The sequence below is a fragment of the Lachnoanaerobaculum sp. MSX33 genome (assembly GCF_000512995.1).
In the GTDB taxonomy this organism is placed as follows: Bacteria; Bacillota; Clostridia; order Lachnospirales; family Lachnospiraceae; genus Lachnoanaerobaculum.
This window is the reverse complement of sequence record NZ_AZXX01000092.1, coordinates 1-12,068: the sequence shown is the minus strand read 5'-3', so window position 1 is coordinate 12,068 and position 12,068 is coordinate 1. Positions and strand designations below refer to the sequence as shown.

Genomic DNA, 12,068 nt, shown 5'->3' with positions numbered 1-12,068 from the left:
TTACCTCTCGATAAGTTCTTTAATATTTTCAAACAATATCATATTGTCCGAGTTTGTCCTTACAGCAACTCTAAAATAGGTATTATCCATTCCCCTATAGTCTGAACAGTCTCTGACAATAACGCCTTGATTTAACAGAGCGTTTGACAGATTTTTTTTGTATCTGCAAAGAAGAAAATTTGCTTTAGAATCAAAAACTTCTATGCCGACAGATTTAAGATTTTTTAATAATATACTCTTCTCTTTTTGTATTTTTAAAACAACCTGACTCATATCCTGTGTTAAAGAAAACTTTGCAGCCTCAAGTGCTAAAGAATTAATATCCCATGAAGGAGTGAGTTTGTTTAAGTTTTCTATTATTTTTTTATTTTCAGTCAAAAGATAGCCGAATCTAAGACCCGGAAAGGCATATAATTTGGTCAGAGATCTAAGTATTGCCAAATTGGTATATTTTGAAAGATTGGATATCTGCGAATACCTTTCACCGTCTTCAACAAATTCTAAAAAACATTCATCAAGTAAGACAAATATATTTTCAGCTTTACAATACTCAAGTAATCTTTGTAACAGTTCCTCTTCTATCAGATATCCGGTTGGATTATTTGGATTTGTTAATACTAAAACATCAATATTATCTGACAAGATATCAAATATTTCATTTGTTATCTTAAATCTGTTCATGTCATAATAAACTATATCTGCTGAAACAGATTCTGCAGCAAGTCTATAGGTTTCAAAACTTGGTGTAGGTATACATATATTTAATTCTTTATCAAATATACTGAAAAGCCTGAAAATAATGCTGTTAGCACCGTTTCCAAGATAGATACTTTCTTCGCTTACATCATGCTTACGGCTTATCAAAGCCTTTATTTCACTGTAATCTTGATTCGGATAATGTACTAAAATATCTATAGATTCCTTTAAAATATCTTTTAAATTAGGATCTATACCATAAGGATTTATGCTTGCAGAAAAATCTATATATTTCTTTCCGCTTTTGGAGAATTCTAAAAGTCTACCTCCGTGCATCTTTGGCCTCTCTATATTCGTGGCTGAAATGCTTGTCATAGAGTTTACTGAGCTCAAATTCATCAGCTAAAAATCTACCGATATATACAAGAGCTGTTTTATTTATATCAGCATTCTTAACCTCTCCTGCAATATTTTCCAGAGTAGACATTATAATCTTTTGATCGGGCCAGCTGGCCTTATATACTACTGCCGCAGGAGTATCCTTAGGATAAGAAGTCATAAGTTTATTTGCCAATTCCTCAATACTTGTAATGCTTAAGAATATAGCCATACTTGCCTGTATCTTTGCAAGATTTTCAATACTCTCAGCCTCAGGAACCGGAGTTCTCCCGGCCATTCTTGTAAGAATCATTGTCTGTGTAACACCGGGGAGGGTAAATTCACGCTTTAAAGCGGCCGCACCTGCAAACACCGAGCTTACACCCGGCACAACCTCGTATTCTATACCCTTTTTATCAAGAGCTACCATTTGCTCTCTGATAGCACCGTACATGGCAGGGTCGCCTGTATGAACTCTGGCTATACTAAGTCCCTTTTCATTTGAATCAAATATTATCTCAAGTACCTCATCCAAACTAAGTGATGCTGAATTTATGAGTTTTGCTTCAGATTTAATATCTGTAAATAATTCTTTATTTACAAGAGAACCGGTATAAATAATTACATCGGAATTATCGATTATTCTCTTTCCTTTAATTGTCAAAAGCTCAGGATCTCCGGCTCCTGCACCTATAAAATAAAGCATGCTACGCCTCCAATTAACAAATTTATTATCAGTAAAACTATATAAGATAAATATGTAATATTATTCACTTTTACAATATCATCTGCATTTACAGTATTATTTCCGTCTCCGATACTTCTTTTTTTTACCAACTTTCCAAAATAATATGCATCACCGAGCAGTTTTGTATTTAAAAAACCTGCAATTACACTCTCCGTTTGTCCGGCATTAGGACTGGAGTGAATATATCTGTATTTAAAAAACGCCTGACTGGAGTTTTTAAACATGCAAAAATTATTTTTAACAATTGATACAATAAAAATAATGAAAAGAAGAATAATAGCGGAAAATCTTGCCGGTAAGAAATTAACCACATCATCAAGCTTTGCCGCCACTTTACCTATATAAAAATATTTTTCATCCTTATAGCCTATCATAGAATCCATTGTATTTACAGCCTTGTATATAACAGGTAGGGCTAAAATAAGCCATGAAAGATTTCTATCAAAGAATATTGCAATTATAGCACCCAATGTGGCGTAAAACCATGGCGCTACAATTCCGTCAGACATATTTTCAGCCACAGTTTCTATAACAGCCTTTGTTATCTGTTCAAAATCAAGACGGTCTGTATCCCTTCCCACTATCATAGATAGTGATCTCCTAGCCTCATCTATATCGCCTGATTTTATGGAATGACATACTTTCATACTCTCATATCTTAATGAGGCTTTAGCAAATATCTGAAAGAATAAAAAGCATTCCACAATAAAACCTAAATAGAAATTTATTTTGTATATAAATATATCAATAAAATATACGAGAAAACCCCAAAATAATATATTTAAAAACACAATAAGAAATCCGGCAAACAATAGTCCGGTTTTTGTTTTAAATATTTTTCTGAAAAGTTTTTCAAGACCGGAAATACTGTTTCCCATAAATCTAACTAAATGCGGTAAATTATGAAAATCTCTAATAAAGAAATCCAAGATAAATCCGGAAATAAATGCCAAATAATGAATCATTTCTGTTTAAGGTGCCAGTGCCAGTACCAAAACCACAACAAGCTCGGCAAGTTGTAGGAAATAGCCGGCCAAATCACCTGTAATACCCCCAAACTCTTCAAAAGATTTCACTCTATAATATAAAAAAACTAAAAATGTTGAAATTGCACATAATAATCCATAATTAACATTGACTATAATCATGGCAGCGCTTCCAAGTAAAATAAATATAATAAGTACTGTCCTATTTGTATATATCAGACTCTTTTCCGAAAACTCAAAGGCCAATCCGCTACCTCTGGCATTCTTAAATACTATTAAAGCCAACGCACTGTATGCCCTTATAAGCATATATGAAATAGCCAGTATGTATATCTTTACAACACTGTTAAATGTAAGCATAGCTGCAAAATATAATAATATATAGACCAAACCACCTATTATGGCGAAAGCCCCGGAATTGGAATCCTTTAATATAGCAAGCTTTTTTTGTTTATCCTGATTTGAACCCAGTGCATCCATTGTATCTAAAAAGCCGTCCATATGTATACCGCCTGTATATAAAATAGGTAAAACCGTAAGAAAAGCCGCAATTAATATAGGATTGATTCTAAGTTTATAAAAAAATACGGAAAATACAATCAAAAAAATCCCTTCAACAATACCGACTACAGGTAAAAATAAAAGGCAATATTTCATATTTTCTTTTTCCCATTTAAAACTCCTTATAGGAATTTTTGAATACATGGCAAATGTGATTGCCATTGATTTTAATAAATTGCTCATTTTAACTTTCTATCATAGGGTAGACCGTAGACTACCTCTATAACCCTGTCTGCTACCTCAATTATTTGTTTATGCAGAGAATACAAACAATCAATAAATATATCAAGTTCTCTGCTTTGATTTTTTTCGGTAGAAAATATATCATTTCCTACAATAAAAATAGAATTACATCTGCTTTTAAGAGTAATTATATCAGAAAAAATCTCTTCTGTAATCTGTTTAAAATTATTTTTGAGTCCTGATTCATCAAAAATATTATTGGACAAAAGGTTTGTCAAATCTTCAAGCAAAATATTGTCTTCGAAATTTACATTCAAATCTTTAATATGTCTCGGTTCTTCAACAGTAAAAAAGCCCTTACCTGCTCTTTGCAAGAGATGCTTTTTTACTCTTTTACCGGCATAATCTCCGATATTTTCCATTGTTGCAAGATATATTTTTTTATCAAACTTCTCCGATATAAGACTTTCGGCATATTCAGACTTTCCGCTTGATACACCGCCATAAATATAAACTATCATACAAATCTTTCATACTCATCTATCTTAATATCGGAAAAAGAGGCATTTTTAGTATAAATTTCAGATACCGGATCAAGTAGTGAGAAAAGCAGAGCGCAACCGCTTCCCTCTCCAAGAGCAAGTGAAGCGTCAATAACCGGATTCAACTCTAAGATTTCAAAAATAGCTGAGGCTACGGGTTCACGGCTTAGATGTGAGGCAATCATATACTCTTTGCACAAAGGATTAAAAAAGTATGCCAAAAGTGCCGCGATTTCTGAAATCACACCGTCTATTACTATAGGAATCTTGTATATAGCCCCTCCGATAAAAATTCCGGTAAGAGCAGCTATATCCAAACCTCCAATTGATGAAAGCAAATCGACTACAGTTAAAATTCTTGTATCATCAGACGAATCGATTGAATCCAAGAATGTCTTATCTCTAAAACCGTACTTTTCTATTGCACCTTCTATGACTTCTATTTTTCTTTTAAGTTTCATATCATTTAATCCCGCACCACGTCCTGTAACATTTGTAACAGGTAGATTTAAAAGAGCGGCTGAAAGCGCAGATGATGTAGTGGTATTTCCTATACCCATTTCACCGGTCCCTATTATATTGATACCGTTATTTTTTAAATTTTCCACTATTTCAATACCGGTAAAAATTGCTCTTAAACTTATATCTATAGGCATTGCCTTTTCTTTGTAAAAGTTATTTGTTCCATGCATTAACTTATGATTGATAACACCCATTGAATAAATCTCAGTATCAAAACTGTCTATACCCATATCAATAACCATAAGGTCTGAACCTGAGGATTTACATAAAACAGAAATACTTGATGTACCAAGAACCATACTTTTTGCGACAGCTAAAGTCACTTCTTTACCTGATTGAGATATACCCTCTGCGACCACTCCATTGTCGGCACACATAACTGTGACACATTTCTTATCAATACATGGAATTTCACTTTCAAATATAGCTGAGAGTTTTTGAAATATTTTCTCAAACTCTCCAAGACTGTCAAGAGGCTTGGCAATACTGTCCCAATGCTTTTTTGCAAGTTTTTTGTATTCTGTTGAAGTATTTGTAATCCGGGATAAGAGATTTTTAAATTTATCCAGTAATTCATTTTGTATATTTGTTAAAACCGGTGGTTTATACATTTCTTTGCCTCTCTAAATATTCAACTAAATTCTCTACTAAAAATTCATAGCCACGAAGGTAAATATGCGGAAATCCGGCAAATATATTCTCATATGCATTGATACATTTCCATTCCTTACTTTTATTTGCCTTCACTGCATGTGCATACTCGCCGTTGTTTGTAGAGTCATAGTAATGGAACTCGTGACTGCGAATCTTTTGATTTTTTTTCATCAAGAAACTGTCTGATTTTGCTTCTATTTCAATATAACCGAATCTTACAAGTTTTTGAGTTTTAAAGGCTTTTGCCTCTATCAAGCCTACCCCCTTAAAAAATTCACCATTATTGTTTTCAAAGCTTTCATGAAGATAAATAAAGCCTCCACACTCAGCAATAATCGGTATATTCTTTGCCTCTTTTATACTGTTTAGCATAGAAGTATTTGAACTCAGCTCATTTGCATAAAGCTCTGGATAACCTCCTGAAAGCCATATGGCATCTATATTATCAGGCAGTTTTTTATCATGTATAGGACTGAATTTTACTATTTCAAAACCGTACTCTTTTAATACCTCTATATTTTCTTCGTAGGTAAAAGAAAATGCTTCATCATAGGCAAAGGCAAGTCTATACTTTGGAATTTTAGGATCGGATTTTGCGGTAAAGTTATCAGAACACTCAATTTTGACAATAAACTTATAAAGTGCATCAAAGTCAAGGCTTTTTTCAAGCTGCTCTGATACTCTGTCTACTATGGAGAATATATCCTTTTGAGGTTCATACAGTCCAAGGTGACGACTTTCTATACGATAGCTTTCATCCATGTATAGGTAGCCCAGTAAAACAAGATCCATAGCATTGATTTTTGTCTTTAACAATTCAATATCACAGTCAGGTGGCAATTTGTTTACAATTACCGCTCTCACACGATTCGAAAACTTGTTAAGATATTCTTCAAGCTTTTCCAGTTCATCCATATCTACAACAAGAATAACATCAACGCCTATTTCTTCCGAAACTATACAGGCGCTACATCTTTTTCCTTCACCGTATACTCCGTCAAAAAGTCCCATAGCACCTTCAATAATGGCTGTATCATATAAAAAGTTTTTGAAGAAGAGATTTTTCAATTCTCCGGGTCTATATTCCGGCTCCAAAAAGAAAGGATCCAGATTAGTAGACGGACTTACTGCAATTTTTTCATGATACATGGTATCTATATAGTCAGGTCCTGTTTTATATATAGAAATGGTATTCCCTATTTTTTTTAATATATTTATAAGCCCCAATGTAATAAGAGTTTTTCCGCTCCCTGATTTCATTGCCGAAACCATAAAGGCTTGTTTTTCCTTTGGTAAAATCATAAATTTAACTTCTCAAATACTGAATGTATTCTTTTATTCTTTCCTCAAGTTTATCTCTGTTTTCAACCAAATGAGGATAAAAGCCTGTTACACCGTATGAAATCATTTTACACAGTCCTGAAAATCTATAAGCTTCTTCACCCTTTTTATTTTCAGTCTGTATTGCTCTTTCAATTTCTGCTTCGTAGGATACTGATTCCAAAGTTTGTCTGCCGGCAATCTTTAAATAAAATTTCCAAGTATTTTCCTGTGTATCTTCTTTAGTACGAGGGACGGAATATACTCTTTTCATATTGGCAACAATCTCATTTTTTTTGTTTATCTCACTTTCAGTTTCATAAATATAAGCCTGTAATCCCCATATAGATAAAATCCATGTCCAAATATTAAAATCAATATTTTCAGGTATATCTATATTTACAAGATTATATATATTTAAGATCTCATCCTTATAATCGTAAATATAAAGCCAAAAAGCCAATTCATATAGATTTGTCATATCTTTACTTCTTGTAAGAGCAAAACTCTTTGAGAGCTTCTTACAAAGCTTTACAATATTCTTTTCCTTATATTTTGAGCTCAGCTCATCAAAATTCATCTTCCATCTCCCAATCATAATCTTCTTCATTAAAGTCATCTTCAAGAAAGCCCTCAATAATTCTTTCACTATGACTTCCGTCAGCTTTTGTTTCAAGTAAGGCCCAGTTTAAATCATCTTCTTGCGCCCTTGGGTTTCCCTCTTCAAGAAAAGAATAAAACTTTGATATAACAGCTTTTGTATAAATCTGTAAAAACTTTTGAGCCTCATTCTCACTGAAGCAATTGTTAAATTTGTCAAGAAGTTCACTGTCATCTTCATAAAATTCATCGGCAAGCTCAAGATTTCCTTCAATATCTCTTACTATCTTTTGCATTTCCTTAAAAACCGACATCCTGGCAAATTGTGGGATGTTTTCTGTAACTTCACTGTATGTGGCAGGTATATTATTTTTAAAACCTGCATTATTCATCTTTATAAAAAGATCAAGTATTGCCTGCTGCTTTTTTTTATCCAAAGTTGAAATATTGGATAAATAGAATTCTTTAGCTTTATCATCTAATTTTTCGTTTGTAATAACTCTTTTCAATTCTTCAAATGCGTCCATAAAGACCTCCGATATGTTTATATAAATACTTTATCACATCTTTTCTATAAGTAAAGTAAACCTTTACAGTAAATATATTCTTATATAAAAAAGCCGTCACATATTGTGACAGCCTTTTAACATCATCTTCTATCATTCTTTACTATAAACAATATACATTACAACTCCGATAAAGAGCATACCACCTATTATATTACCGATTGTTACAGGAAGTTCGTTTGTAAGTAAAAAGTTTTTCCAATTCAATGTTGCAAGTTTTTCAGCAGTTATTCCATACTTTGTCATAGCTACTTCCACATATTTGCTGTTACCGGCGGCAAATATACCTGCAGGAATATAGAACATATTTGCAACACAGTGCTCAAATCCGCCTGTTACAAAAGTCATAATAGGTAAAAAGCTTGCCAATACCTTTCCTGAAATGTCTTTAGACAAACCTGCCATAACTACTCCAAGACAGACAAAGAAGTTACATAATATACCTGATATAAGTGCGGAACCAAAAGGTATATTTGCTTTTGACAATGCAAGTTTTATTGTAAATGCACCCATCAGGCCGTCGCTGTATTTGAACTGCCCACTGAAAGCTACCAGTATTGCAAATAAAAGTCCACCTATAAGATTAGATATAAATACAACGATAAGCACTCTAATCATATCCGATACCTTATATTTTCCTTTTAAAACACCGATTATCATAAGGCAGGCACCTGTAAAGAGTTCACCGCCAAACAATACCATCATTACAAAACCTATAGGAAATACCAATCCTGCTACAAGTCTTGCAATTCCTGTATTTGAAATATCGTGTATCGCTACACTGCTTGCCATTGCTCCTGCTCCTATAAGCATACCTGCAAGGATTCCCAACAAAATCATTTTGTGTAGCGGACGTTTTACTTTGCCTTCACCGGCCTCTATGAGATTTTGTGTAACCTCAGCTGTAGTATTTGAAAAGTTCATAAATACATTTCTCTCCTATTCTTGTTAAAAAAATAACCTTATACATTCTACAAGAAATATAATATATGTCAAGTGGCTTGAAAACAGTTTTATAAAATATGGAGCTTTTGATTTATTGATATAATCAATAAATATTATACAAATATCCAATACATAAGCTTTTTTGTTTACTTAAATCCTGCTTTATGTTAAGTTATCACAAGATTATTTATTGTAAAGGGATTCATATGGGCAAGAAAAACAATAACTTAAGCAGTTATAAAACATTTATAGATTCTAGCGATAAAGATATGATTTCAAAGGAACTTATGGAATATGATAAACAGTTTATGGCGGAGTATAAGGCCGACAAACGTGTAGGAATTATATACTTTATAACTATAACTATCCTGCTTATATCTGTATTTATTTTTTCATTTATTTCAGGGCGATACAATATATCTGTTAAAGATGTTTTAAGCTCTATCTTTGCCGGAATACAGCATGGTATATGGTGGGTATTATCACATTTTGGCATAATTTTGAATGAACCGAGATGGATGACAGGTCCTGAGGACACTGTCATTTGGCTTGTACGAATGCCGAGAATATTTGCAGCTATTCTTGTAGGAAGCTCTCTTGCGGTTTCAGGTGCAACATATCAGGGATTATTTAGAAATCCGATGGTTTCACCTGATATTTTAGGTGCATCTGCAGGTGCAAGTGTTGGTGCCTGTATTATGATGCTTTTTAATATGGGGCCGCTTATGGTACAGATTGCAGCCTTCGTTATGGGAATATTTGCTGTTGCACTTTCATATTTTTTAAGTAAATCAATAGGTAGAGGAACAAATATAGTTTTATTGCTTGTCCTTTGTGGAATGACGGTAAATACTCTTTTCCAAGCCTTAGTTTCAATTACAAAATATCTCGCAGATACAGATGAACAGTTGCCGGCAATGACTTATTGGTTAATGGGAAGTCTTGCAAAGGTAAGCTATACAGATATTTTATTCTTCCTTATACCTTTTGTGCTTGGGGTAATACCGATTATGGCACTTAGATGGAAGCTTAATCTTTTATCTTTCGGCGAGGATGAAGCAAAGTCTATGGGAATTAGTGTTTCTACAGTAAGAATTGTTTGCATTATATGTGCAACTTTGCTTACAGCTTCTGTTGTATCAATCGCAGGAACAATCGGATGGGTCGGACTTATGATTCCGCATCTTGTCAGATTCATTTCAGGACCTAATAATAAGACTCTTATTCCTTTTTCACTTTTAACAGGTGCTCTGTTTATGCTTGTTGTGGATAATTGCTGTCGAACTCTACTTGCGTACGAAATACCTCTTGGAGTGCTTACATCACTTATAGGCGCACCGTTCTTTATATACATATTATTCAGAACAAGGGGGAACGCATAATGGAATTATCTGTAAAAAATGCTTCTTGTGGTTATGGAAATATTCCTGTACTTGAAAATGTATCTCTACATATAAAACAGGGAGAAATAGTATGTATACTTGGTCCTAACGGAATAGGGAAAACTACACTCTTTCGTTCCGTACTAGGATTTTTAAAACTTATAAAAGGTGAAATTGCTCTTGACGGGAAATCAAAGTCTTTAATTACTGAAAAGGAATTTTCAAAACATATAGGCTATGTTCCACAGGGACATGAACCTCCGTTTCCATATTCTGTAAAAGATGTTGTGGTAATGGGTAGAGCCGCACATCTGAAAAGATTTGAATCACCGGGAATAGATGATTACAAGATGGCTTATAATGCCATGGAAATGCTGGGTATTTCATATCTTAGAAATAAGACTTATACACATATATCGGGAGGTGAGCGCCAAATGGTTTTAATTGCTAGAGCACTTACACAGGAACCGAAGTTACTTGTAATGGATGAACCTACAGCAAATCTGGATTTCGGTAATCAGGTTCATGTTTTGCAATGTATAAGTAAACTTACCTCTTCAGGACTTGGAGTTCTTATGACGACTCATAATCCGGATCATGCATTTCTTTGCTGTGACAGAGTGATTCTGCTTACAAAGGACCGGCAGATACTTGAAGGGACCGTAGAAGAAATAGTAACGGAAGAAAACTTAAAGAAAGCTTATGGCGTTGATGTAAAGGTCAGCTCAACAAAAACAGATTCAGGAAAGATAATAAAAAGCTGTATTCCGTTACTGTAATACTTTGCTTTTTAGTATATTAATTATTTAGGAGGAAGATTATGAGAAGAAATAATCGAATTATTGCTACACTTTTGGCGGCTGTAATGTCTACATTTATTATTACGGCATGTGGAAGTACAAAGACACAGGAAACAACTGCAACATCCGCAGTAGAAACAACTGCTGCCGAGACTACAGCTTCAAAATCTGAAAAAACAGGTACAAGAACTGTTACAGATATGAAGGGTGTAGAAGTTGAAATTCCGATGGAAGTTAATACATATGTTGAGAGCTGGTTTGCTCACAATGAAGTAGACTTGATGCTTGACAGAGCTGAAGGTATGCTTATTACCAGTGCAAGTCCTGATAAGTTCCAGTGGATGTATGCTATATGTCCAAACTTTTACAATGCAACTTCTACAGAATTTTCAGCAGATATGAACCTTGAGGAAATAATTGCAGCTAAGCCTGACGTTGTATTCGGTTCAAATGAGGATTACAGAGAAATGTTTACAAAGGCAGGTATTCCATATATTAACTGTATGTTCTCTACATATGATCAGCTTAAGCAGTCTGTAAAGCTTACTGCAGAGGTATTAGGCGGTGATGCCGTTAAGATTGCGGATGATTATGTTGCTTATCTTGATGAGAGAACAAAGTGGGTTGCAGAACGTACCGATACTCTCTCAGATGACCAAAGAGTTTCAGTAGCACATGGAAGTTCAGTATATGAACTCAATTTTGACGGTGCAAATACAATTATTGATGAGTGGATTAAGCTCTCAGGCGGTAAGAATGCAGTAGCCGAAGAAGTTGAAGGAAACCTCAAAAATATCAGCCTTGAACAGGTATTGGCATGGGATCCGGATGTACTTATAACAGGAAAACCACAGGCTCAAGTTGAGCAGATATTGAATGACCCGGCTTGGGCAAATCTTTCAGCTGTAAAAAATAAGAAGGTATATTCAAATCCTAAGGGAGCTTTTGCTTGGGATCGTTACGGTGTAGACGCGGCACTTCAACCACAGTGGTGTGCACAGATACTCTATCCTGATTTATTTACCGATTTCAGCATTAAGGACGAGGTAAAGAAGTTTTATTCCACATTCCTTGGATATGATTTAACAGATGATGAAGCACAGATGATCCTCGACTGTAAGACGCCAAATCTTGATGATTATCCAAAGCCTACAAAAGCACAATAATATTAAATTGAAATAAAAC

13 protein-coding genes are annotated in these 12,068 nt (G+C 34.1%); 3 read left to right on the top strand and 10 right to left on the bottom strand.

Going from position 1 to position 12,068, the window contains the following annotated elements; translation table 11 throughout:
* The 10 genes from HMPREF1495_RS11460 to HMPREF1495_RS11415 all read right to left on the bottom strand — a co-directional run bounded on the left by HMPREF1495_RS11460 (position 1) and on the right by HMPREF1495_RS11415 (position 8,680).
* A complete protein-coding gene (locus HMPREF1495_RS11460; protein ID WP_034214972.1) occupies positions 1-1,032 on the bottom strand; it encodes a pyridoxal phosphate-dependent aminotransferase in 1,032 nt (343 codons plus the stop codon).
* Positions 1,019-1,780 (bottom strand): precorrin-4 C(11)-methyltransferase, encoded by a 762-nt coding sequence (gene cobM / locus HMPREF1495_RS11455; RefSeq protein WP_034214970.1) that lies wholly within the window; start codon positions 1,778-1,780, stop codon positions 1,019-1,021. The genes HMPREF1495_RS11460 and cobM overlap by 14 nt, the downstream gene beginning before the upstream one ends.
* Entirely contained in the window at positions 1,765-2,787 is a 1,023-nt protein-coding gene (gene cbiB, locus HMPREF1495_RS11450; protein WP_034214969.1) for an adenosylcobinamide-phosphate synthase CbiB, read from the bottom strand. Before cbiB ends, cobM begins: the two co-directional genes overlap by 16 nt.
* A gap of 6 nt (positions 2,788-2,793) precedes the next feature.
* Positions 2,794-3,552 carry an adenosylcobinamide-GDP ribazoletransferase gene (locus HMPREF1495_RS11445; RefSeq protein ID WP_034214968.1) on the bottom strand — a complete coding sequence of 253 codons (759 nt, stop codon included), beginning with the start codon at positions 3,550-3,552 and terminating at the stop codon, positions 2,794-2,796.
* The gene (locus HMPREF1495_RS11440; protein WP_034214967.1) at positions 3,549-4,073 is read right to left on the bottom strand and encodes a bifunctional adenosylcobinamide kinase/adenosylcobinamide-phosphate guanylyltransferase; all 525 of its coding nucleotides are present in this window, start codon (positions 4,071-4,073) and stop codon (positions 3,549-3,551) included. Before HMPREF1495_RS11440 ends, HMPREF1495_RS11445 begins: the two co-directional genes overlap by 4 nt.
* Positions 4,070-5,227: a nicotinate-nucleotide--dimethylbenzimidazole phosphoribosyltransferase gene (locus tag HMPREF1495_RS11435; RefSeq protein WP_034214966.1), complete on the bottom strand. Its 1,158-nt coding sequence runs from the start codon at positions 5,225-5,227 to the stop codon at positions 4,070-4,072. Before HMPREF1495_RS11435 ends, HMPREF1495_RS11440 begins: the two co-directional genes overlap by 4 nt.
* Positions 5,220-6,572 (bottom strand): cobyrinate a,c-diamide synthase, encoded by a 1,353-nt coding sequence (locus tag HMPREF1495_RS11430; protein WP_034214965.1) that lies wholly within the window; start codon positions 6,570-6,572, stop codon positions 5,220-5,222. The genes HMPREF1495_RS11435 and HMPREF1495_RS11430 overlap by 8 nt, the downstream gene beginning before the upstream one ends.
* A 4-nt stretch (positions 6,573-6,576) precedes the next feature.
* On the bottom strand, positions 6,577-7,170 hold the full coding sequence (locus HMPREF1495_RS11425) for a DUF6707 family protein (RefSeq protein ID WP_034214964.1): 594 nt from the start codon (positions 7,168-7,170) through the stop codon (positions 6,577-6,579).
* Positions 7,160-7,717, bottom strand: coding sequence for a hypothetical protein (locus HMPREF1495_RS11420; protein WP_034214963.1), 558 nt, complete (start codon positions 7,715-7,717; stop codon positions 7,160-7,162). The genes HMPREF1495_RS11425 and HMPREF1495_RS11420 overlap by 11 nt, the downstream gene beginning before the upstream one ends.
* Before the next feature lie 132 nt (positions 7,718-7,849).
* On the bottom strand, positions 7,850-8,680 hold the full coding sequence (locus tag HMPREF1495_RS11415) for a formate/nitrite transporter family protein (RefSeq protein ID WP_034214962.1): 831 nt from the start codon (positions 8,678-8,680) through the stop codon (positions 7,850-7,852).
* A 227-nt stretch (positions 8,681-8,907) separates the two neighbouring features.
* Here HMPREF1495_RS11415 and HMPREF1495_RS11410 point away from each other — a divergent pair, with 227 nt between their 5' ends.
* The 3 genes from HMPREF1495_RS11410 to HMPREF1495_RS11400 are packed head-to-tail and all read left to right on the top strand — an operon-like array spanning position 8,908 to position 12,049.
* Positions 8,908-10,083 carry a FecCD family ABC transporter permease gene (locus HMPREF1495_RS11410; protein ID WP_034214961.1) on the top strand — a complete coding sequence of 392 codons (1,176 nt, stop codon included), beginning with the start codon at positions 8,908-8,910 and terminating at the stop codon, positions 10,081-10,083.
* Positions 10,083-10,862: an ABC transporter ATP-binding protein gene (locus HMPREF1495_RS11405; protein WP_034214959.1), complete on the top strand. Its 780-nt coding sequence runs from the start codon at positions 10,083-10,085 to the stop codon at positions 10,860-10,862. Before HMPREF1495_RS11410 ends, HMPREF1495_RS11405 begins: the two co-directional genes overlap by 1 nt.
* A gap of 41 nt (positions 10,863-10,903) precedes the next feature.
* On the top strand, positions 10,904-12,049 hold the full coding sequence (locus HMPREF1495_RS11400; protein ID WP_034214958.1) for an ABC transporter substrate-binding protein: 1,146 nt from the start codon (positions 10,904-10,906) through the stop codon (positions 12,047-12,049).
* Positions 12,050-12,068: the final 19 nt, after the last annotated feature.